This is a genomic window from Solidesulfovibrio magneticus RS-1 (assembly GCF_000010665.1).
Taxonomy (GTDB): Bacteria; Desulfobacterota; Desulfovibrionia; order Desulfovibrionales; family Desulfovibrionaceae; genus Solidesulfovibrio; species Solidesulfovibrio magneticus.
The window spans coordinates 1853438-1877287 of record NC_012796.1 but is presented as its reverse complement, the minus strand read 5'-3'; the positions used below and the strand labels follow the sequence as shown (position 1 = coordinate 1877287).

At 66.7% G+C, this 23850-nt stretch carries 12 protein-coding genes; 8 read left to right on the top strand and 4 right to left on the bottom strand.

Going from position 1 to position 23850, the window contains the following annotated elements; all coding sequences use genetic code 11:
- The first annotated feature begins 17 nt into the window (after positions 1-17).
- Complete coding sequence (gene uvrA / locus DMR_RS07865; RefSeq protein ID WP_043600308.1) at positions 18-2774, top strand: excinuclease ABC subunit UvrA; 2757 nt, start codon at positions 18-20, stop codon at positions 2772-2774.
- Positions 2775-2868: 94 nt separating this feature from the next.
- On the opposite strand, the gene DMR_RS07860 is transcribed toward uvrA, so the two are convergent.
- Positions 2869-3045 carry a nucleoside transporter gene (locus tag DMR_RS07860; protein WP_043601596.1) on the bottom strand — a complete coding sequence of 59 codons (177 nt, stop codon included), beginning with the start codon at positions 3043-3045 and terminating at the stop codon, positions 2869-2871.
- A 543-nt stretch (positions 3046-3588) separates the two neighbouring features.
- Between DMR_RS07860 and DMR_RS07855 the strand changes: the two genes are divergently transcribed.
- Complete coding sequence (locus DMR_RS07855; protein WP_043600307.1) at positions 3589-5922, top strand: methyl-accepting chemotaxis protein; 2334 nt, start codon at positions 3589-3591, stop codon at positions 5920-5922.
- A 207-nt stretch (positions 5923-6129) separates the two neighbouring features.
- On the opposite strand, the gene DMR_RS07850 is transcribed toward DMR_RS07855, so the two are convergent.
- On the bottom strand, positions 6130-7047 hold the full coding sequence (locus tag DMR_RS07850; protein WP_015860371.1) for a hypothetical protein: 918 nt from the start codon (positions 7045-7047) through the stop codon (positions 6130-6132).
- Positions 7048-7326: 279 nt separating this feature from the next.
- Between DMR_RS07850 and DMR_RS07845 the strand changes: the two genes are divergently transcribed.
- The 5 genes from DMR_RS07845 (at position 7327) to purE (ending at position 17112) form a co-directional block, all read left to right on the top strand.
- Positions 7327-9660 (top strand): methyl-accepting chemotaxis protein, encoded by a 2334-nt coding sequence (locus DMR_RS07845; protein WP_043600306.1) that lies wholly within the window; start codon positions 7327-7329, stop codon positions 9658-9660.
- A gap of 369 nt (positions 9661-10029) precedes the next feature.
- The gene (locus DMR_RS07840) at positions 10030-12381 is read left to right on the top strand and encodes a methyl-accepting chemotaxis protein (RefSeq protein ID WP_015860369.1); all 2352 of its coding nucleotides are present in this window, start codon (positions 10030-10032) and stop codon (positions 12379-12381) included.
- A gap of 291 nt (positions 12382-12672) precedes the next feature.
- Positions 12673-15009: a methyl-accepting chemotaxis protein gene (locus tag DMR_RS07835; RefSeq protein WP_015860368.1), complete on the top strand. Its 2337-nt coding sequence runs from the start codon at positions 12673-12675 to the stop codon at positions 15007-15009.
- A gap of 318 nt (positions 15010-15327) precedes the next feature.
- Entirely contained in the window at positions 15328-16614 is a 1287-nt protein-coding gene (gene purD, locus DMR_RS07830; RefSeq protein ID WP_015860367.1) for a phosphoribosylamine--glycine ligase, read from the top strand.
- Positions 16615-17112 carry a 5-(carboxyamino)imidazole ribonucleotide mutase gene (gene purE / locus DMR_RS07825; RefSeq protein WP_006921735.1) on the top strand — a complete coding sequence of 166 codons (498 nt, stop codon included), beginning with the start codon at positions 16615-16617 and terminating at the stop codon, positions 17110-17112.
- Between the two features lie 262 nt (positions 17113-17374).
- On the opposite strand, the gene DMR_RS07820 is transcribed toward purE, so the two are convergent.
- Together DMR_RS07820 and recQ are read right to left on the bottom strand one after the other, a co-directional pair.
- On the bottom strand, positions 17375-19372 hold the full coding sequence (locus tag DMR_RS07820) for a hypothetical protein (RefSeq protein ID WP_043600304.1): 1998 nt from the start codon (positions 19370-19372) through the stop codon (positions 17375-17377).
- On the bottom strand, positions 19372-21603 hold the full coding sequence (gene recQ / locus DMR_RS07815; protein ID WP_015860365.1) for a DNA helicase RecQ: 2232 nt from the start codon (positions 21601-21603) through the stop codon (positions 19372-19374). The genes DMR_RS07820 and recQ overlap by 1 nt, the downstream gene beginning before the upstream one ends.
- A 146-nt stretch (positions 21604-21749) precedes the next feature.
- Here recQ and DMR_RS07810 point away from each other — a divergent pair, with 146 nt between their 5' ends.
- Positions 21750-23711 (top strand): sigma-54-dependent Fis family transcriptional regulator, encoded by a 1962-nt coding sequence (locus DMR_RS07810; RefSeq protein WP_015860364.1) that lies wholly within the window; start codon positions 21750-21752, stop codon positions 23709-23711.
- Positions 23712-23850 lie beyond the last annotated feature (139 nt).

Below are 23850 nucleotides of genomic sequence, written 5' to 3'. Positions count from 1 at the left end.
GGCAGTTTGGAGGCATGATGGACGAGACTCCCCGGATTCGCATCGAAGGCGCGCGCCAGCACAATCTCAAAAACCTCACCCTGGACATTCCCCGGGACAAGCTCGTGGTGGTCTGCGGCCCGTCGGGATCGGGCAAGTCCACCCTGGCCTTCGACATCGTCTACGCCGAGGGCCAGCGGCGCTACGTGGAATCGCTGTCCGCCTACGCCCGGCAGTTCCTGCCCCAGATGGACAAGCCGCAGGTGGACAAGATCGAGGGCCTGTCCCCGGCCATCTCCCTGGAGCAGCAAACGGCCACGCGCAACCCCCGCTCCACGGTGGGCACGGTGACGGAAATCTACGATTTCCTGCGCGTGTTTTTCGCCCGCCTGGGCAAGCCCCACTGCCCCAAATGCGGCGAGGCCATCACCGCCCGCACCGCCGACGAGATCATCGGTGACATCCTGGCCCTGCCCGAAGGCTCCAAGCTGCTGCTTTTGGCCCCGCTGGTGGAGCATCAAAAGGGGACCCACGCCGACAGGCTCAAAAAGCTCAAGAGCCAGGGCTTTGCCCGGGTACGCGTGGCTGGCCAGATCGTGCCCCTGGAGCCGTTGCCGGAACTGGAAAAAAACAAGCGCCACAACATCGATCTGGTGGTGGACCGGCTGGTGGTCAAGGACGGCATCCGCTCGCGCCTGTCGGATTCGGTGGAGCTGGCCCTGGCCCAGGGCGACGGCCGCATCTACATCGCCGACCATGAGGGCAAGGCCAAGGACCGCATCTTCTCCACGGCCTCGTCCTGCCCCACCTGCAAAATCAGCGTGCCGCGCCCCTCGCCCCAGCTCTTTTCCTTTAATAGCCCCCAGGGGGCCTGCCCAGCCTGTTCGGGCATCGGCGCGGTGGAATACTTCGAACCGGCGCTTCTCGCCCCCAACAAGGGCCTGTCCCTGGCCGAAGGGGCCATCCTGCCCTGGAAGAGCGAACGGGCCCTGGCCCGCTACAGCAAGCAGCTGGAAAACCTGGGCGCGCGCCACGGCTTCACCCTGGCCACCAAGCTGGCCGATTTCACCCCCGAGGCGCTCCAGGCGCTGTATTACGGCGACGCCGCCTTTGGCTGGGCCGGGGTGGTGAGTCTGCTCGAAAAGGGCCAGTCCTTCGGCCCGGTCTGGCATGACGAGCTGGCCCGCTACCGCCAGTCGCGGCCGTGTCCGGTCTGCGGCGGGGCGCGGCTGCGCCCGGAAGCCCTGGCCGTGCGCGTGGCCGAGGCCAGCATCGCCGATTTTTGCGCCATGCCCATCGACCGCGCCCTGCCCTGGCTGGCCGGCCTGGACTTTACCGGGGCCGAGGCGGTCATCGCCGAGCCGCTTTTAAAGGAACTCAACCACCGCTTGAAGTTTCTCTCGGGCGTGGGGCTGGAGTATCTTTCGCTGTCGCGCAACATGGCCACGCTGTCCGGCGGCGAGGCCCAGCGCATCCGCCTGGCCGGACAGCTCGGCTCGGGCCTGGTCGGCGTCACCTATGTCCTGGACGAGCCGAGCATCGGCCTGCACCCCCGGGACAACGACCGGCTGCTGGCGACCCTGCGCCAGCTCCAGGGCCGGGGCAACACCGTGCTCGTGGTCGAGCACGACGAAGCCACCATCAAAAGCGCCGACCACGTCATCGAGCTGGGTCCCGGCTCGGGCCGGCTTGGCGGCGAGATCGTCTACCAGGGCGACGTGGCCGGCATGCTCGCCTCGCCCACATCGCTTACCGGCAAATATCTGCGGGGCGAGGCCGCCTCGCCCCGCCCCGAATCGCGCCGTCCGCCCAAAGGCGAACTTGTGCTGCGCGGCGTGACCACCAACAACTTGAAAAACATCGACGCGACCATTCCGCTGGGGTGTCTCGTGTGCGTCACGGGCGTGTCCGGCTCGGGCAAGTCGTCCCTGGTCATGGATACGCTGTACAAGCACCTGGCCTTGTCCAAGGGCATCAAGGTGGATGCGCCCGGGGCCATCGCCGGCATCGAGGGAGCGGGACTTATCGAAAAGATCGTCAGCATCGACCAGACGCCCATCGGCCGCACCCCGCGCTCCAACCCGGCCACCTACACCAAGGTGTTTGATGAGATCCGCGACATCTTCACCACCACCCCCGACGCCAAACGGCGCGGCTTCAAGCCCGGGCGCTTCAGCTTCAACGTCAAGGGCGGGCGCTGCGAGGCCTGCGGCGGCGACGGGCAGATCCGGGTGGAGATGCACTTTCTGCCCGACATCTACGTCACCTGCGAGGTCTGCGGCGGGCTGCGCTACAACCGCGAGACCCTGGATGTGCGCTACAAGGGCTTAAACATCGCCGAGGTGCTGGACCTCACCGTGCGCCAAGCCCGGGAGTTTTTCGAAAACTATCCGGTGCTGGACCGGCGTCTGGAAGTCCTGGAGGAAGTGGGCCTGGAGTACCTGCACCTGGGCCAGCCGGCCACGACGCTGTCCGGCGGCGAGGCCCAGCGCATCAAGATCTCGCGGGAGCTGGGCAAGCGGAGCCTGCCCGGGGCGCTCTACATCCTGGACGAACCGACCACGGGCCTGCACATGCAGGAGGTGGGCAAGCTCATCACCGTGCTGCACCGGCTGGTGGACAAGGGAGCCAGCGTGGTGGTCATCGAGCACAACACCGACGTGGTGGCGGCCTCGGACCACGTCATCGACCTCGGCCCGGGCGGCGGCGAGGGCGGCGGGCGCATCGTGGCCAAGGGCACGCCTGAGGAACTCAAAGCCGACCCGAATTCGGTGACCGGGCGTTTTCTGCCGTAACACCGTATCCCAAGCCTGACACGGGGCCTGGGCTGCCCGTTCTCCAAGCCTATCCGGCGGCAATGCGCTTAAGCACGTTGCCGCCGTCCGCCTCTCAACGTTTCGCGTCCGAATCGTCTTCATCGTCCTTGTCCTTGCCCGTCAGCCACTTGTCCACCGGGTTATCCTCCCCGGGATGGCGCTCTTGATAGTTCCTGGAGCGCTGATGGAAGTAGATGAGAAAGGCAAAGCCGAGGCCGATCAGCACGAGGAGGAATACGCCGTTGCTCATGGGCGGTCTCCGGGGACGCAGGTTGGCCGTTATCGGAAATAGCGCATCATGAACGTACGCCGTCGCTTGGGTGTTGTACAGACCTCTGCTGCCCCTCGCCGCCGCGCCAACCGCGTTTTCCGGCCGCCTCACGCCGCCACGGCCGACGCGCCAAGCCTTTGGGGCCATCGGCCGCCTCCCTTGTAACTCTGACGCGACAAGCACATCGAGCGCCCTGGTCTTGCGGCGTTTGCCGCCGACCGCTCCCCGATGACGCGAATCGGGCAGCCGACATTGCATTTTTCGGCCAGAAAACGAACATCGTCCGCGACAAGTCGCGTCACCGACACGAAAACGTCAACATCACGTGAATGTTGGCGCAAAAAATACTGCTGGCTTCCCGGCCGCGTTTTTCGTATCCCTTGCCCAAGGGGGGCGCGTTTTTCCAATCTTGGAAAAACGCCGGTCATCGGCCTTGCCGATTGCCGCACGTCAGACGACGTCCGTCGCCGCTCCCCTGGCCTTAAGCACCCAGCATCATTTACCGCATACGGGAGTATTGTCATGCGCCGACTGGGCCTCAACGCCGTTTTGACCCTGGCCGTCATCGTCTCGCTTTTTTGCGGCATCGCCGCCATCATCACCTACGCCGCCGTCTCCACCAACGAGATTTCCACCTCCCTGCAAGAGGAGGAACTCCAGCGCACGGCCACGGACATGGTCAACCTAATCGGCTTGAGCCTCGATACCGCCAAGGAAAGCGTCGACACCCTGGCCTCGCTGCCGATCTTTCTCGAAGCGCTGATCGGCGCGCCCGACCGGGCCCAGAAAATGCTGGAAGGCTACCTCAAAAGCTCCACCTCCCTGCTGGCCGTGGCTGTGGTGGACAACGACGGCAAGGCCGTCTCCGGCGTCTACAAATCCGGCAAGCCCCTGGCCGATTCCTACAAGGACTGGGACTTCTTCAAGAAGATCACGGCCGGCAGCGACGACTTCACCAGCGGCGAAATCCGCGTCGACGACGCCGGCAAGCCCTACTTCCTCACCGCCCACGCCGTTCACGGCCCGGACGGCAAGTCCCGGGGCATGATCGTGCTGGCCACGGACTGGAACCGACTCATCCGCAAGTACCTGTCCCCCATCCGCTTCGGCGAGACCGGCTACGGCTTCATGTTCGACGACCAGGGCCGCATCATCGCCCACGCCAAGGACAAGTCGCTCCTGCTCAAGCAGCCCGCCGACCGCACCATTGGCGAGCGCGCCCTGGCGCTCAAAAACGGCGTCATGCCTTACGCCTACAACGGCGAGAAAAAATTCATGGGCGTGGCCCAGATCTCCGGCGTCCAGTGGTTGGTGTGCATGACCGTGTCCTCGGACGAACTGGCCCAGCGCGCCGTGGGGCAGCGCAACGTGCTCATCGCCATCGGCGCGGCCGCCCTGGTGCTTGTGGCCGCGCTCATCATCATCTTCAACCGGGTGGTGGTGCTTAAGCCCTTGGCCGCCATCGCCGCCTACGCCGCCGCCGTGGCCGACGGCGACCTCAAGGCCGCCCTCGCCGGCCGCTTCCGCTTCGAACTGGCCGATCTGGCCCGCAACCTCGAACGCATGGTGGCCGAACTCAAACACAAGCTCGGCTTCGCCCAAGGCGTCATGGAAGGCATCTCCGCCCCCTGCGGCATCGTCGGCCCGGACTGCAACATGCTCTGGGCCAACCAGCAGATTTGCGATCTGCTGGAAAAGTCCGAGGCCCCGTCCAGCTACGTCGGCCAGAAGTCCGGTCTGTTCTTCCTGGGCGACGCCTCCAAGGAGACCCGCTCCGACCGCGCCCTGGCCCAGCGCCAGGCCCAGGAAGCCGACAGCGAATACGTCACCCCCTCGGGCCGCACCCTTAACGTCCACATCGTCGCCACGCCGTTTTACGACATGGACGGCACGCTCCTTGGCGCGCTGTCCTTCTGGACCGACCAGACCGAACTCCACAACCAGCAAAAACGCATCGCCGCCCAGAACGTGCTCATGGCCGACACGGCCGACGCCGCCTCCCACACCGCCGACCGCATGGCCTCGGCCGCCGAGCAGCTCGCGGCCCAGATCGAGCAGGCCAACCACGGCGCGCAGGAACAGAACAATCGCGTCCAGGAAACCGTCACCGCCGTGGAGCAGATGAACGCCACCATCCTGGAAGTGGCCCGAAACGCCGGCGAGACCGCCGGCAACGCCGCCGCCGCCCGGGACAAGGCCCGCGAAGGGGCCGAGCTGGTCGTGGACGTGATGGAGGCCGTGGACAAGGTGCGCGACGCCGCCGAACAGCTCAAGACCAACATGCGGGGCCTGGGCGAACAGGCCCAGGGCATTGGCGCGGTGCTGGGCGTCATTTCCGATATCGCCGACCAGACCAACTTGCTGGCCCTTAACGCCGCCATCGAGGCGGCCAGGGCCGGCGAGGCCGGGCGCGGTTTCGCGGTCGTGGCCGACGAAGTCCGCAAACTGGCCGAGAAAACCATGCACGCCACCAAGGAAGTGGGCCAAGCCATCAGCGGCATCCAACGCGGCACGGCCGACACCGTGACCATGGTGGATCAGGCGGCTGCGGCCGTGGATCAGGCCACGGCCCTGGCCTCGCGCTCGGGCGCGGCCCTTGGGGAAATCGTCTCGGTGGTCGAGGCCGCCGGCGATCAGGTCCGGGCCATCGCCACGGCGGCCGAAGAGCAGTCGGCCACCGCCGAGGAGATCAACCGGGCCGTGGACGCCATCAGCCGTATCGCCTCGGAAACCGCCGACGCCATGGGCCAATCCGCTCAGGCCGTGGCGGAACTCGCCACCCAGGCCCACGAACTCAACGCCCTGGTGGCCGACATCAAGGGCGGCAGCGGCGGCCAGGCCGCCATCGCCTCCTGACGCGCCAGCGACGTTTCGCCACGCCAAACGGCCCTTTCCGGAAAAACCGGAAAGGGCCGTTCACATTTTGGGGAGCCGCGCCGCGACAACCGGCCGGGCGAGCCTTGGCCGACAGCTCACGGCGGCGGCACCCGAAGAAGTCCCGCAATGGGTTCGGCCGGCGCTTCGGCTCCTGGCCGGTCCCGGGCCGCGCCCGGACAGACGGATTCAGGAACTGGCCGCGCCGTTCTCGGCCGGAGCGGCCTCGGCCCGGGTCAACATTTCCATGATCACCTCATAACGGGGATGGCCCGGCTCCAAAATCGGTCGCTGGATGGCCGCCCGACGCAATTCCTCGAAGGCCGCCGCCGGTTCCGCCCGGCGCAGCGCGTAGATGACGGAGATATCGGGCTGGGCCGAGGGAACCAGATTCCCGGCCAGGGCGTTGAACTTCATGTAAAACGGCCGCCGGTGGCGCACCAGTACCGATTGCAGGGGGTCGGGGGTCATCATGTAGCCGATGAGCTGGTTGTCCGTGGAAGCGTAGTGCACATGGAGATAGTTGTGCCAACGGAAGATGCGGCCGTGGAAATCGACAGGCGCGTCGGGCACGGCCAGCACGCCCACGGTTTGCATGGCGTCGTCGGCCGGTTCGCCGATGACGGCCGCGCCGAGGAGCCAGACATCCGAGGGCGCGGTGCGCACGGCCAGATCGTAGCAGCCGCCAAGCAGTCCGAGCAGGTCGTTCAAATAGACGGCGTCGTTTTGCCGGTTGAGCAGCTCCAGGCTGACCACGCCGCGTCCGAAGTCAAACGGGCTGACGGCCCGGGCGTCGTGGCGGCTTTTCAGGATCTGACAGGAGAACTCGGGAGCATAGGCCCCGATGGCCTCGTCAAGAAACAGCCCCGCCGAAACCTTGAAGAACTGGGCGTAGCGCTCCAGGCGCTCGGCCGCCATGCCGCAGCGGATGTCTTCCAGCACGGTGTTGACGCTGCGCGGCAGGCGGCATTGCCGCCAGTGACCGTCACTGGTCAGCCGCTCCGCCTCGACCCTGGTGCTCCAGGACAGCCCCAGCAGCTTGAGCGCCATATAGAGCTTGTCGCCCGTTCCACCCAGTCGCACCGCCCGCGGTCTTCCCGGCGTCATGCCAACCCTCCAATACTACAAGGACAAAGAGTATTTTGGTATTTATTTATTGTCAAATAAAACCAAAAAAAGGTTCTAGTAATGTACCGTCCTTTCCTCTAGCTACCAACGCCAGAACTCGGACTGACAAGACGCCGGCGGCGCCACGCGCCGCAAGCTGTTCCCGGCCAAGCGCGGCCCGAGCACATCCCCCCATTTTCTTGCCCGCCGCTCCTGCCCGGATGCGTTCTCTCGCCGCATCGATGACTCTTGGAGCGCGCCATTCGAGGAGATTGCCCCATGAAACGCCTTGGCCTCAATCAGGTGCTGACCCTCGCCGTCCTGGCGTCCCTTTTCTGCGGCATTGCCGGCATCATCGGCTACACCGCCAAATCGACCTACGATATTTCCCTGCATCTGGAACAGGAAGCCCTGGAGCGCACCGCCAAAAACCTCGGCAACATCCTCGAACTCTACATCAGCAGCGCCGAGGACCAGGTGGAAAGCCTGGCCAGCCAGCCTACCGTGGTCAACGCCTTGTCCGGCTCGCCCGAGGCTGCCCAAACCATGCTGCGCCAGTTTATCGCCAACGCCGACAACCTCTTTTCCGCGCTCATTATCGACACGTCCGGCAAACCCGTGGCCGGCGCCCTGAAAAGCGGCGAGGGCCTGGCCGCGAGCTACGCCGACCGCGAATACTATAAGGCCATCATGGCCGGGCAACAAAGCTACGTCACCAAATCCATCCTCAAGGGCAAGACCAGCGGCACGCTCCTTTTCGTGGCCGCCCATGCCGTCAAGGACGCGGCAGGCAAAACCGTTGGCATGGTCATCGTCAGCCCCATCTGGGAGAATTTCACCAAGCGGTATCTTGACCCTGTCCGCTTTGGCGAGTCCGGCTACGCCTACATGCTGGACGGCCAAGGCGTCGTCATCGCCCATGCCAAGGACAAATCCATGGTGCTTAGCGCGCCGGCCGACAAAACCATTTCGGACCGCGCCCTGGCCCTGAAAAACGGCATCATGGCCTACATGTTCAAGGGAGAGGGAAAGTTCATGGCCGTGGCCGAAGTGCCTGCCACCGGCTGGCTGGTGTGCATGACCGCCTCGGAATCGGAAATGGCCGCCCTGGCCTCGGGCCAACGCAGCGTACTGCTGGTCATCGGCGCGGCCGTGCTGGCGCTCGTGGCCGGGCTCATCATCATATTCAACAAGATTGTGGTGCTCTCGCCCCTGGCCGCCATCGCCGCCTACGCTGCCGCCGTGGCCGGCGGCGACCTCAAAGCCGTGCTGTCCGGCCGATTCCGCTTCGAACTGGCCGGCCTGGCCCACAACTTGGAACGCATGGTGGCCGAACTCAAAAACAAACTCGGCTTCGCCCAGGGGGTCATGGAAGGCATCCCCGCCCCCTGCGGCATTGTCGGGCCGGACTGCAACATGCTCTGGGCCAACAAGCAGATCTGCGATCTGTTGGAAAAAACCGCCCCGCCTGAAACCTTTTTTGGCCAGAAATCCGGCCAGTTTTATTTGAACGACGCCTCCAGGGAGACCTGCTCCGACCGCGCCCTGGCCGAACGCCGGGCCATCGCCGCCCACAACGAGTTCACCGCCCCCTCGGGCAAGAAACTGCGCATTGATGTCATCACCACGCCCTTCTACGACATGGACGGCAATCTCCTCGGGTCCATTTCCTTCTGGAACGATCAGACCGAACGCTACCTCCAGCAGGAGCGCATCGCCGCCCAGAACGCGCTCATGGCCGACACGGCCGACGCCGCCTCCAACACCGCCGACCGCATGGCCTCGGCCGCCGAGGAACTCTCGGCCCAGATCGAACAGGCCAACCAGGGCGCCCAGGAACAGAACCACCGCGTCCAGGAAACCGTCACCGCCGTGGAGCAGATGAACGCCACCATCCTGGAAGTGGCCCGAAACGCCGGGGAGACCGCCGGCAACGCCGCCGCCGCCCGGGACAAGGCCCGGGAAGGGGCCAGCCTGGTGGTGGATGTCGTGGCCGCCGTGGACAAGGTGCGGCTGGCTGCCGACAAGCTCAAGACCAACATGCACGGCCTGGGCGAGCAGGCCCAGGGCATCGGCGCGGTGCTTGGCGTCATCTCCGACATCGCTGACCAGACCAACCTGCTGGCGCTTAATGCCGCCATCGAGGCGGCCAGGGCCGGCGAGGCCGGGCGCGGCTTTGCCGTGGTTGCCGACGAAGTGCGAAAGCTGGCCGAAAAAACCATGCACGCCACCAAGGAAGTGGGCCAGGCCATAACCGGCATCCAGCGCGGCACGGCCGACACCGTGACCATGGTGGAACAGGCTTCCTCCGCCGTGGAGCAGGCAACGGCCCTGGCCAAGCGTTCCGGCGACGCCCTGGGCGAAATCGTCGCGGTGGTGGAAACCGCCGGCGATCAGGTCCGGGCCATCGCCACGGCGGCCGAGGAGCAATCAGCCACCTCCGAGGAGATCAACCGGGCCGTGGAAGCCATCAGCCGCATCGCCTCGGAAACCGCTGAAGCCATGGGCCAGTCCGCCCAGGCCGTCACCGAGCTGGCCGCCCAGGCCCACGAACTCAACACCCTGGTGGCCGACATCAAGGGCGGCAGCGGCCAGGCCGCGCTGACGGCCTAGCGTTTGCCCCTTTTTACCAACATGCACTGACCGCCGTGAGGCACGCCTCACGGCGGCGGACACCAGCGCCGCAAAGGAGAACGCCCTTGGGCCATGCCGCCCGCCAGTCTCTCGACAGGCCGGCCGCAAGCCCCAAACCAGCCCCCACTCGCCCGCGCTTCGTCCGGGCCTCCGCAAGCGGCGCGTGAGCCGCCCCTGTCCCGGCCGGCGGCCTCCGCCGGACAAGCTGGATATTATCACGTTTTGCCGTTGCGCTTTTCGTTGCCGTTCCGTAATAATTCCTGCCAACAGCGTCTCAGGGCGTCTCTTGGCCGTTTGCCGCCGCCGGATCTTCCGGCCGCCCGTGGGACCCAATCCCCGGGAGGGCTCATGGCCAAGGGCAGCGTCAACACCGTGCTCACCGTGCTCGTCGCCGGCTGCGTCACCGTCGCCATCGTCGTCCTGGTGCTCTACGTCTCGCGCACCTCGTTTCGCATGGCTTCCGACCTGCAGGAAACGGCCTTAAGCCAGCTGGCCTCCTCCACCAGCCGCACCCTGGACCTCTATCTCGAAGACGCCGCCGACGTGGCCCGGGCCCTGGCCACCCAGGACGCCGTCATTGCCGGCCTGTCCGGCGACGCCAAGCGCTCCCAGGACCGTTTTCGCAACTACATCGAGAGTTACAAGCACTACTGGGCCATCTTCTCCTTCGATCTCAAAGGCAAGGTTGTTTCCGGCTTCAACGCCAACCTGCAGGACATGGCCGGCGGCGACCGCTCCGACCGCGACTACGTCAAAGCCGTGCTCGGCGGCAAAGACCTCTTTTTCACCGACCAGATCATGAGCGCCAAGACCGGCGACATCCTCATCTTCGTGGTGGCCAAGGCCGTGCGCGGCCCGGACGGCAAGCTGCTTGGCGGCGTGGCCGTGTGCCCCAAATGGAACGTCTTCACCAAGAACTTCATCGACCCCCTGCGCTTTGGCACGCGCGGCTACGGCCTCATGCTCGACGGCAAGGGCAACGTCATTGCCCACGCCGCCGACAAGGAACTGCTGCTCAAAAGCATGGCCGACCAGCCCTTTGCCAAGGAAGCATTGGCCCGCAAGGAAGGCGTGGTCGCCTACGATTGGAAGGGCGAGCGCAAGTTCATGGCCTTTGCGCCGGTGGCACTTACCGGCTGGGTCGTGTGCATGACCGCTTACGAATCCGAGATGACGGCTACCGCCGCCGCCCAGCGCAACCTGCTCCTGGTCATCGGGGCCTGCTGCCTCGTCGCCGCCGTGGCCGGCATCACCCTGGCCAACCGGGCCATGGCGCTGCGTCCGCTAACCCGGGTGGCCGCCTACGCCCGTGAGGTCACGGCCGGCAATCTCGGAGCAAAACTCGTCGGCCGCTTCCGCTTCGAACTGGCCGACCTGGCGGCCAGCGTCAGCGCCATGGTGGCCGACCTCAAAAACAAGCTCGGCTTCTCCCAGGGCGTCCTCGACGGCATCCCGGCCCCCTGCGCCATCGCCGGCCCGGACGGGCGCATCCTGTGGCTCAACCGGCAGGTCATCGACCTGCTCGACCTCGACGCCACCCCGGAATCGGCCAAGGGGCAGGTGACCGGCCAACTCTTCTACGGCGACCCGAACCGGGAAACCCTTTCCCAACGCACCCTGCGCGAAGGGCGCGGGCTTTCCCTCGACCTGGACTTCACCACCCGGCGCGGCCGTGTCCTGCATCTGCATGTGGACACCACGCTGTTTTACGATATGGACCGCAATCTGCTTGGTTGCGTCATCTTCTGGAACGACATGACCGGCATCGTGAGCCAGAAAAACCGCATCGAGGAGCAAAACGCGCTGATCTCCAGTCTGGCCGGCCAGGCTTCCCAGGTGGCCGATCGCATGGCCGCCGCCGCCGACGATCTGGCCCGCAGCATCGGGGAAGCCAGCCTTGGGGCACGGGAACAAAGCCACCGCGTCCAGGAAACCGCTTCAGCCGTGGCCGAGCTTTCCGCCACCATCATGGACGTGGCCAGAAACGCCGGCGACACCGCCAGCCTGGCGGAAAAGGCCCGGGACACCGCCGATGAAGGGGCGGGGCTGGCCGGCGAGGCGGCCAAGGCCGTGGACGCCGTGCGCCAGCAATCCGCCGCCCTGGCCGCCACCATGGGCGAACTCGACGAACGGGCCAAGGGCATCGGGGCCATCATGGGCGTCATTTCCGACATCGCCGACCAGACCAATCTGCTGGCTCTTAACGCCGCCATCGAGGCGGCCCGGGCCGGCGAGGCTGGTCGAGGGTTTGCCGTGGTGGCCGACGAGGTGAGAAAGCTAGCCGAAAAGACCATGGCCGCCACCAAGGACGTGGGCCAGGCCATTGCCGGCATCCAGCGCGGGGCCGACGAGACCGCCTCCCGCATGGATCAGGCCGCCGCCCGGGTGGCCGACGCCACCGGCTTGTCCGAACGCTCGGGCCAGGCCCTGGCCCGCATCGTCGACCTCGTGGCCGGAGCCGGGGACCAGGTCCGGTCCATCGCCGCCGCCGCCGAACAGCAATCCGCCACCACCGAAGCCATCAACGCGTCCGTCGGCGACATCAACGCCCTGGCCGCCAAAGCCGCCGACACCCTGGACCACTGCGCCGACGCGGTGCGCGAACTGGCTGATCTGGCAAACAATCTTAATGAACTGATACGCGATCTCCAACAACAGGATGCCAAGCCTTTTGCCCTGCCCCAGGGAAAAAAGGGCTGACGTAAGGCTTGCCCATTTCCCATTTTCAAAGTAGACATTGCCCCCATTGCCCACAAGCGACGCCGGGTCGTCCGCATACGGCGCCGTCCGCACAGTCCGCAGCAGCGGCCGTGCGGGCGGCGTTTTCCTACATGACGCCCTGCGGTTGCCGACACCGCAGGGGCCTGCACCGAGCAGCCCCTTACCCGACCGCTTGTCGTTCCCAGAGTGGTGACAGTCAGCTGTGGCGCAATAGCAACCACCGATGCGGCGTCCAAACAGCGCCAGACGCCGCATACCAAGGAGAACGCCATGGGCAAGTCAGGCATCACCACCATCATCGCCGCATCCGTCGCCGCGACCATTCTGGCCGGCGTCGCGGCCCTCGTGATTTACGTCGCGAAAAGTTCGTTCACCATGATCGAGAACGTGCAGGAAAGCGGCCTGGAACAAACGGCCGCCCTCACCGCCCGCGCCGCCGACATCTACCTCAAGGGCACGGCCTCGGTGCTTGATTCCCTGGCCGCCCAGGACGAGATCAAGGCTGTTTTTTCGGGAAACAAGGAAGAGACCCAGAGGTTATTGCTCTCCTTCATCAAAAACCATAAGGATTTCTTTTCTTTCACCGTCTTTGACACCTCTGGCAAAATCGTCGCCGGCTACAACTCCAATGGCCAGGACATCAGCGGCGGCGACCGCAAGGACCGGGATTACGTCAAAGCCATCCTGGCCGGCCAGGACACGGTCCACAGCCGGTCCGTCTTCCAGTCCGGATCCGGCTCGGAACTCATCTATGTTGTAGCCAAATCCTTGCGCGGCCCGGACGGCAAGCTCCTGGGCGGCGTCGCCGCCGCTCCGCTTTGGGGACGTTTCACCGCCGCCATCATGGATCCGATTCGCTTCGGAAAACGCGGCTATGGTTTCATGGTCGATAGCGACGGCAATTTTATCTCCCACCCGGACCAGAAACTGTTGCTCCAGAGCTTTGCCACCAATCCGACATTCAAGGCGGCCATGGACAAGGGCTCGGGCACCTTCGATTACCTTTGGAACGGCGAGCGCAAGGCCATGGCCGTGGCCCGCATTCCCTCCACTGATTGGCTCGTGTGCATGTCCTATTACACCGACGAGATGACGACCCTGGCCGGCGAGCAGCGCAATACGCTCGTGGCCCTGGGCCTGGGCGTGGCCGCCCTGGCCGTGGCCGTCATCGTGCTCATCACCCGCCGGCTGGTGCTGCGGCCGCTGCTGTGTCTGAGCAATTTCACCGCCAAGGTGGCCGGCGGCGACTTTGACGCCGCCATCCAGTGCCCGCTTCGGGCCGAACTGGCGGCCTTCGGCGAAAACCTGCGCCAGATGGTGGCCGAACTCAAAGCCAAACTCGGCTTCGCCCAAGGCGTGTTAAACGGCATCCCCTCCCCCTGCGGCATCGTCGGCCCGGACTTCAATATGCTGTGGCACAACGAAGAAATCAGCCGGCTCCTCGACAAATACGAACCCGGCAAATCCTTCGTCGGCCAAACCTCGGGCCAGTTCTACTTGAACGATCCGGCCAAGAACACCCTTTCCGACCGGGCCATTCAGGAACGCCGGATGCTCGCGGCGGAAAACGACTTCACCACCGTGACCGGCCGCAAGCTGCGCATCGCCATCCGCACCACGCCCTTTTACGACCTCGACGGAACGCTGCTCGGCTCTATCTCCTTTTGGAACGACATCACCGAACTCTATGAGCAAAAGCAGCAAATCGAGGAGAAAAACGCGGTCATCGCCCAAACCGCCGCCAGCGCCTCGGCCGTGGCCGACCGGGTGGCCGCCGCTTCCGAGGAACTCTCGGCCCAGATTGAGCAGTCCAGCCGGGGAGCCGAGGAACAAAACGGCCGAGTCCAGGAGACGGCCACGGCCGTGGAAGAAATGAACGCCACCATCATCGAAGTGGCCCGAAACGCCGCGGCCACGGCCGGCAGCGCCGAACTGGCCAGGGACAAGGCCCGGGGCGGCGCGAAGCTCGTGGCCGACGTGGAGAGCGCCGTAGGCTCCATCCGCGAGGAAGCGGTGGTCCTGACCGACAACATGCGGAGCCTGGGTGATCAGGCCAAGGGCATCGGGGCCATCATGGACGTCATTTCCGACATCGCCGACCAGACCAACCTGCTCGCGCTCAACGCCGCCATCGAGGCGGCCCGGGCCGGCGAGGCCGGGCGCGGCTTCGCCGTGGTTGCCGACGAGGTCCGCAAACTGGCCGAAAAAACCATGAACGCCACCAAGGAAGTGGGCCAGGCCATCGCCGGCATCCAACGCGGCACGGCCGACGCGGTGTCCCGGGTGGAGCGCGCCGTTTCCAAGGTCGAGACGGCTTCGGGGCTGGCCGAGAAGTCCGAGGCGGCCCTGACCGAAATCGTCTCCGTGGTGGAGGCGGCCGGCGATCAGGTCCGGGCCATCGCCACGGCGGCTGAGCAGCAGTCGGCCACCTCCGACGAAATCAACCGCTCCGTGGAATCCATAAGTTCCATTGCCCACGAAACTGCCCAGGCCATGCACCAGTCGGCCCAGGCGGTGTCCGATCTGGCCCGGCAGGCCCAGGAACTCAACAGCCTGATGGTCAGCCTGGGTAGCGCGAACGACGCGCCCAGGGCCCTTGGCCAATAAAATACTTCGGGAGTCATTTTTTTCGGGCAAGCGGCCAAGGGTGCTCAAACGGGTCCGGCCCCCCCCTTGGAAGTAGGCTATTTAGGCCTGGAAAGCCGTTTTACGCCGGTCCGGGAGCCTTGCCAGGCTCCCGGACCGGTTTGCCTTTTTCGGGCGTTACGGCTAATGGATTTTTTCCTTTGGGATGGGCTTTGCCGGGTTGCCCGGCCGCTCGTCCCCCACGACAGCCAATATCGCGGGGAGCGTTCCCGATGGTTCCGGCCGGGGTCTCCCAAGGCCGGACGCTCTGGGCCTATCCCCCGCCCAAGGAGGCGCGACATGCGCATTCTGGTGGTCGGCTCCGGCGGCCGCGAGCACGCCCTGGCCCATACCCTGCTCAAAAGCCCTGACGTGTCGGCGGTCATCGCCGCGCCGGGCAACGGCGGCACCGCGACCTGCGGCGAGAACGTGCCGCTTTCCGATACCGACGTGCCCGGCATCGTGGCCCTGGCCAAGGACCGGGGCATGGATCTGGTCGTGGTCGGCCCGGAAGCGCCGCTGGTGGCCGGCCTGCGCGACGCCCTGGAAACCGCCAGCGTGCCCTGCTTCGGCCCCGACGCCTACGCCGCCCAGCTTGAGGGCAGCAAGGCCTTCGCCAAGGACGTCATGACCGCGGCCGGCGTGCCCACCGCCGCCTACGCGTCGTTTACCGACGCGGCCAAGGCCCGGGCCTACGCCCAGGACCTCGGCCGGCCCGTGGTGGTCAAGGCCGACGGCCTGGCCGCCGGCAAGGGCGTCACGGTCTGCACGCAGACGGCCCAAGCCCTGGCCGCCATCGACGAAGCCATGGTGGACAAGGCCTTTGGCGCGGCCGGCGGCACCGTGGTCGTGGAAGAAATGCTCGTGGGCGAGGAAGCCTCGTTCCTGGCTTTTTGCGACGGGGAAACCGCCGTGCCCATGACCGCCTGCCAGGATCACAAGGCGGTCTTCGACGGCGACCAGGGCCCCAACACCGGCGGCATGGGCGCTTACTGCCCGGCCCCGGTCTTGCCGCCCGCGCGCTACGCCGAGATGATGGATCTGGTCATCCATCCGATTTTAAAGGAGATGGCCAAGCGCGGCCATCCCTTTACCGGCATCCTCTACGCCGGACTCATGATGACCGAGGCCGGCCCCAAGGTGCTCGAATACAACGTCCGTTTCGGCGACCCGGAGTGCCAGCCGCTGCTCATGCGCCTGGCTAGCGACCTGCCGGCCATCATGCTGGCCTGCCGGGCCGGCAAGCTCAGCCCGGAACTGGTGCGCTGGTCGGACAAAAGCGCCCTGTGCGTGGTCATGGCCGCGCCGGGCTATCCGGGCAGCTACCCCAAGGGCATGGCCATCACCGGCATCGAGGCGGCCGAGGCGGCCGGCGACGGGCTGGTCAAGGTGTTCCAGGCCGGCACGAAGCTCGTTAACGGCCAGGTCGTGACCTCGGGCGGCCGGGTGCTGGGCGTGACGGCCCTTGGCGACGGACTGGCCCAGGCCAAGGCGACGGCCTACCGGGCTGTGGAGAAATTGCATTTCGACGGGGCCTTTTGCCGCCGCGACATCGGCGACAAGGGCCTTAAACGGGAGGGAAAATAGATGCGCATCGCCATTTTGATCGGCTCCATGTCCGACGAAGAGAAAATGCGTCCTTGCTCCAAGGTCCTTGATTCCTTGGGCATCGAACATATCTTTACCGTCACCTCGGCCCACCGCACCCTGGAGCGCACCGAGCGGGTCATCCGCGAGTGCGAGGCCCGGGGCTGCCAGATCTTCATCTGCGCCGCCGGCCTGGCCGCCCACTTGGCCGGGGCCGTGGCCGCGCGCACCATAAAGCCCGTCATCGGCGTGCCGCTTTCCGCCCCGGGCTCGGCCCTGGGCGGGCTGGATTCCATGCTCTCCACCGTGCAGATGCCCCCGGGCTATCCGGTGGCCACCGTGGCCCTGGACGGGGCCGGCGCGAAAAACGCCGCCTGGCTGGCCGCCTCCATCCTGGCCCTGGGCGACGCCGAACTGGCCGGACGCATCCGCGCCGCCCGCGAAGGCTTTGCCAGCGACGTGGAAACCGCCGCCGCCAAGCTCGGCAGCAAGCTGTAGCCGGACGTTTTTTCATGGACAAGGCCCGGACCGACGCTGTCGGCCCGGGCCTTGTGTTTTGCTCCAAGGGAAGGCTTCGGGACTGGCCGCCGTCCTGCCGCCGCCTTCTTGCTGCGCCCGCGCAACCGGCCACGTCTCGTTTATCAGTTCCGCCGCCCGCTCCGTTTTGAGCCGCGCCCGCGCAACCGTGAAAGCTCCTGGCGTAGATCAGGCGCCCGCCGCCCATGGCCGGACTGTGGCCGGCCGGCCAAGTCCGTGCGACTCAGGGCTGGACGAACAGGACGTTGAGCAGGGCGAACCCGAGCCTACGGTGGTCTTCCCCGCCCAGGGAAGCCGGCGAAAACGCCCGGTCCAGGCGAAATTCGAACGTCGCCTGTCCGCCTGACAGAAGCTCTCCGGGCACGGCAATCTGCTGCACGGCCGGCGTGGCCGTCAGATCGAGCGTTGCCAGCGGCTGACCGTTGACCCACACTTCCAGAGCCTGGGAAACCCGTCCCGGGGCCAGCACCCCGCCGGCGGTGAAGGCCAGCACACCGTCCTTGCCGAGGGCCACGCCCTCAAACGGCAGACAGGCCCGCTCGCCCCGGCTGTACACGCCCCAGGCAGCCGGCCAATACCAGCCGGCGCGGCCGTAAAACCGCCGAGGCAGCTCTGCCGCCGCGTAGAGACGGCCGGGAGTAAGCGTCACGGGCCGGGCGGCAAAACGCCCGAGGCTTTCGCCAAGCCAGGCGTCGCCCCGGCGCGCTTCGCGCCAGGTGACGTACTGCCGCCAATAGGCTTCCAGGTCGAATTCGGGATGGCCCGCCACCAGTCCCAAAGGATCGACGCGGGCGGCAAGGCCGCCGTTTCGACCCGATTCGGAACCGCCCGCCCCGGTGACGGCACGTGCCTCGGCGGCGAGACGTCCGGCCCGGTCCCAGGCGGCCGTGTACTCCAGCATGGCCTGGCTCATGTCCGCATTGTGATAGTAGGTGTAGGCCGAGGCAGCGCCGAGAATCAGCCCGAACAGCATCGAGAGAAAAAGCCGCCGCGCCCCGTGGCCGAGATGCCGGCCAAGGAGGCAGACAAGGCAGGCCAGGGCGGCCGTGGCCCACAGGAAGGCGAACCGGCTGTCGACATAGGCCGGGAGATGTTCCAGCTGCAATTGCTGATACTTGGGCGAAAGCGCCAAGGGCAGGACCACGAAAAAGGCCAGGCCGAGGCAGACCACCGCCAGGCGTTTGCCCAAGGCCAGCCCCCGCAGCTCCTGGAGCGTGGCCGCCCCCAGGAAGGCGCTGCCGACAAACACCCCGACAAGGGGAAGCCAGCCGCCGGGCGGCGGCGAGGCGTTGGCCGCCAGCACGGCGTAGAGCTCGGGCCGGGCCAGGGTGAAGCCCCCCACGGCGTGGGTTGCGGCCGTGGCCAGGATCAGGATCGGATCGAAGGCCGCGGCCAGGGTGGTGCCGGCGTAGGCCGGCGGATGGAGCAGCCGCCAGCCGCCGTAGGCCAGGGCGGCCAAGGCCACCGGGGCCGCGTCGAACCAGGTTTTCTTGCGCCGCAGAAGTCCCTTGGCCTTGGCAATCAACCCGCCCCGGCCACGCCACCAGGCCAGGGCGTACTCCAGGAGCAGCAGGGAGACGCCGAAGATAAAAACATAATCGCTGGCCAGATAGGCGGCCAGCACCACGGCAAAAAGAGCCAGCCGTTTGGCCGTCGAGGCCTGGGAGAGCGCGCCGTCCCATGACAGCAAGACACGGCGCGAGCACACCAGCAGCAGCGCCGGCAGGGTAAAAGCGATGGTGAAGCTGTTGGGCGGCAGGTTGTTGAAATCAAGGATTTGCAGGGACACGAGCAAGAGCAATAGCAACAGCGCGGCCTCGGCCCGGACCAGCCGGGCCCAATAGGCGGCAAAGGCCCACAAGAACCCGAAGTAGACGCCGATAAACAGCGCCCGGACCACAAAATAGTCGGACAGCAACTCGGCGTAATACGACAGCGGCGAAAAGAAAAAGCAGAAACGCCCGGACACCACGGCGGCGGCCACGGATTCGGTCAGGATGGCGTCGAAACCCAGCATAGACACCCGGTGCAGAGCCAATTGGTCAGGCGTGAGGCGGTAGCCCGACAGGAACAGCACGCCCTGGAGCGCCACCACCACGGCCAGGGCGGCCCAGCGTAGGGGCCTGTTGTCCAATAGCCTCGCCGCGCGCGACACGAATCCGCCGGCCGGCTCCTGTCCTTGGCGCGCGTCGTTGGGACCGGTCGCCCCTTGCAACGCCATCACACCTGCCCGTCCCGGGCCTTGGCCCGAAGCTCGGCGTCGATGCAGCGCAGAGCCTCAAACGAGACCGCGCCTCCCAAAGCCTCGTGGGCGGCGCCCAGGCCGGGCACACCCTCGCGCCGCAGCCGCGACAGGGTCTCGCGCGCCCGGGCCATGAGCTCGTCCGGCAAACCGCACACGTTCGCCGCCTCGATCTTACCCCAGGCCACATAGGCCAGCAGATGCCCGTGGATGGTGGACACGGCCAGCTCGCGCTTTTGGGCCACCGCCTCCACCGAACCGAGTTCCTGAAACAGGGCCAAGGACTTGGCCGCCGTGTCGTTGGGTTCGCGGGGAGCAAGCGCGCCGGCCTCGGGCGGCAGGGCCGGACGCGGCGCGGCCCGGCCGTGGGCGGCATAGTGCTCGGCGAGCATGGTAAGCAGCGTCTGGCCGTATTTGTCGATCTTGGCCTGGCCCATGCCGCCAGCTCCGGCCAGCCCGGCAGGGTCCTGGGGCTTTAGCAGCACGACGTCCAGCAGCGTGCGGTCATGGAAGACCACATAGGGCGGCACGCCGCCCTCCTTGGCCGTCTCGGCCCGCCAGGAGCGCAGCCGGTCCCAAAGGGCCGCGTCCTCGGGGGTGGACAGGTGGTCATACACCCAGCTCTTCTTGCCGCCGCCCTCCCCGGCGGTACCCCGGGAGCGCTTGCGCCGCTCCTTGGGCGGCGGTTCCTTGGGCAGGCGCATGGCAAAGGGCCGCTGCCCCTTGAGGATCTCCCAAGCCAGCGGCGTGAGCACCAGGCCCCCGTGGCCGGCCTCGTCCGGGGCCAGGGCCCCCATGGCGGCCAGACGGCGGTAGATGGCCCGCCAGTGGTCCTTGGTCAGGTCCGCGCCGATGCCGAATGTGCTCACCTCGCGGTGGTTGAAGCGTTCCACCTGGGTGGTCGGCCGGCCGAGCAGCACGTCGACCAAATGGCCGGCCCCGAAGCGCTGGCCGGTGCGAAAAACGCACGACAACGCCTTCTGGGCGGCCACGGTGGCGTCCTCGGGTTGGCTCGGGTCCAGGCAGACGTCGCAGTTGCCGCACGGCTCAAGCCGGGCCTCTCCGAAATACCCAAGCAAGGTCTGGCGGCGGCAACAATCGGTCTCGCAGTAGCCGGCCAGGGCGTCGAGCTTGGACAGATCAATGCGGGTGCGCGTGCCCTCGCCGCCTTCCGGGGCGATGAGCCGGCGCAGGGCGGCGAAATCGGCCAGACTGTAGAGCATCAGCGCCGTGGCCGGTTCGCCGTCGCGCCCGGCCCGGCCGGTCTCCTGATGGTAGGCCTCCAGGCTTTTGGGCGGATCGAGATGGGCCACGAAGCGCACGTCGGGCTTGTCCACTCCCATGCCAAAAGCCACGGTGGCGGCCATGACCAGACCTTCCTCGCGCATGAAGCGGTCCTGGCGGCGGTCGCGCTCGGCCGGGGCCAGACCGGCATGGTAGGCCAGGGCCGGGATTCCGTTGTCGGTAAGCCACTGGGCCGTGTCCTCGGTCTTGGCCCGAGACAGGCGGTAGACGATGCCGGACTGGCCGGGGTGCTCCTCGCGGATAAACCGCAACAGCCGCCTGCGGGGATGGTCCTTGGGTTCGACCAGATAGCGGATGTTTGGCCGGTCGAAGCCGGTGGCGAAGACCCGGGCCTGGGACAGTTCCAGGCGCGTGAGGATGTCGGCCCGGGTCGGACCGTCGGCCGTGGCCGTCAGCGCCATGCGGGGCACGCCGGGAAAATCATGGGCAATGGAGGCCAGCTGCAGATATTCCGGCCGAAAATCATGCCCCCACTGGGAGACGCAGTGGGCCTCGTCGATGGCGAATAGGGCCAGGGGCAACCCGGCCAGGAGATTGGCGAAACCCTGGGTCATGAACCGCTCCGGGGCGGTGTAGAGAATGTCGAGCTCGCCCCGACGCAGACTGGCCATGACCTCCCGGGCCGCGCCGGCCGGCAGGGCCGAATGCAGGCACTCGGCCCGCACGCCAAGGCCGGAGAGCGTTTGCACCTGGTCACGCATGAGCGCGATGAGCGGTGAAATAACGATGGCCGTGCCCGGGCGCAGGATGGCCGGGATCTGGTAGCACAGCGACTTGCCGCCGCCGGTGGGCATGAGCACCACGGCGTCGCCGCCGCCAAGCACGTGCTCGACGATGGCTTGCTGGGGACCGCGGAAGCGGTCGTGGCCGAAAACCTGTTTGAGAACGTCGCGAGGGGTGTTCATACGGCGCGGCGGCCTCCAACCGCCGCCCGACAGGTAGCCTTTCGCCCGGGGAAAGACAATGCGGACCAAGGCTTGAATTGCCCCGGCCCCGGCCCTATGCTGCCCGGACGCCGGCTCGCCGTCCGGAGGCGGCAGGGGAGACCTTCATGGAAACCGAAGCGCAGCTGCCGCTGTCCCGGGAGCGAGCCGCGGCCGTCCTGGCCCAATGGCGGCGATTCCAGGCCGGCCTGGCCGTGGACGAGGCCGTGGCGCGGCCGGTCATTCTCCAATCCTGGCAGCGTTGCCGCCGGGCCGGCTTTCCGGCCGATACGCTGGCCCTGTGCCCCATCGACGCCGCCGGCCTGGCCCGATCCGTAGCCGACAACCGGGAGCTGGTGGACACGGCCAAGCGGGTCATGGACCGGCTGGCCCACTCCATTCACCTCTCCAGCAGCGTGGTCACCCTGGTGGACACGACCGGCTTGGTGCTGCACGTGTCGGCCACCCGGGAAGACCTGGCCAGCGTGCCCTACGGCGAACCCGGGCGGCGCTGCGACGAAGCCACCCTTGGGACCAACGGCATGGGCCTGTGCCTGGTTGAACGCCGGCCGGTCCACGTCATGGGCGCGGAGCATTTCAGCTCCTCCCTGCACTATTTAAGCTGCTCGGCCGCGCCCATCCACGACAGCACCGGCCGGTTCCTGGGCGCGCTCAATCTGGCCATCAGCACCGAGAACTTCCACCAGCACACCCTGGGGCTGGTGGAAGCCGCCGCCCACGCCATCGAGGAGCATTTGCGCCTGCGCGCGCTTATCGCCAGCCAGCGCGTCATCCTCGAACTTCTCGACGACGGCGTGGCCGTGCTCGGGGCCGACGGGACCATCGTCAGCCTCAACGGCCAGGCCTGTTCCATGCTGGGGCTGTCCCCGGACGTGGTCGGCCGCGACATCCGAAGTTTTGTGCGCGAAAGCGAGGTGCTGCGCGCCATCCTGGCTGACCGGCAGACCTTCCACGACCGGGAGGTGACCTTCCGGCTTGTCCAAGGCGAGCTGTCGTGCGCGCTCTCCTGCGCGCCCTTTGCCGACGGCGGCGTCATCCTGACCCTGCGTGAAACCCGGCGGATGCGCAAATACGCCGCCCGGGTGGCCGGAGCCAAGGCCGTTTACACCTTCGAGCACATCCTGGGCCAGTCCAAGGCCCTGCGCGAGGCGGTGCGGCTGGCCCGGGTAGCCGCCCAGGGCGACGCCACCACCCTGCTTCTTGGCGAATCCGGCACCGGCAAGGAACTCTTCGCCCAGGCCGTCCACAACGCCGGGGCCAGGCGCAAGGGGCCGTTCGTGGTGGTCAACTGCGGCGCGCTGCCGCGAAACCTGGTGCAAAGCGAACTGTTCGGCTACGTGGCCGGGGCCTTTTCCGGAGCGCTCAAGGAGGGCAGCCCGGGCAAGTTCGAGCTGGCCGACGGGGGGACGCTGTTTCTGGACGAGATCGGCGAGATGCCCCTGGAGGCTCAGGTGAGCCTGCTGCGGCTTTTGCAGGAAAACGAGGTGACGCGCCTGGGCGGCAAGGAGGCCCGGCGCGTGGACGTGCGCATCATCGCGGCCACTAACAAGGACTTGGCCTTAGCCGTGCGCAACAACGCCTTTCGCGGCGACCTCTATTACCGCCTCAATGTCCTGTCCATCGCCATCCCGCCCCTGCGGCAGCGCGAAGGCGACGTGCCGCTGCTCACCCGGCTGTTCCTGGACAAGTTCACCGCCTCTCTCGGCAAGCCGGAGTTGGAGATCTCCCGCGAGGCCCTGGCCGCCCTGGCCGCCCACCACTGGCCCGGCAACGTGCGCGAGTTGGAAAACTGCATCGAGCGCCTGGTCAACGTGGCTTGCTCCAGCCGCATCGACATCGCCGACCTGCCCCAGGACGTCATGACCGACATGCTGCGGGGCCGGCCGGCCGCCCCGGGCGAGGCCGGCATGTCGCTTAAGCGCATCCAGCGGGCGCTGATCCTCGAAACCCTGCGCGAAACCGGCGGCAACTTCCGGCGTGCCTCCAACCTGCTCAACATCTCGCGCACGACGCTGTACGCCAAGCTTAAGCAGTACGGCATCTCCGCGGACACGTTTCGTGACCAGTAGCCGGCCGTAAACCGGACATGTCAGGTTGACATGTCCGGTTTCTGAACACCTTCGACTAGGTCAGTCACCGCATCGTCTCAGCCAACAGACTATAATAATTAATGATCCTCTTCAAACGGCCCTTCTGAGAGTTCTGGTC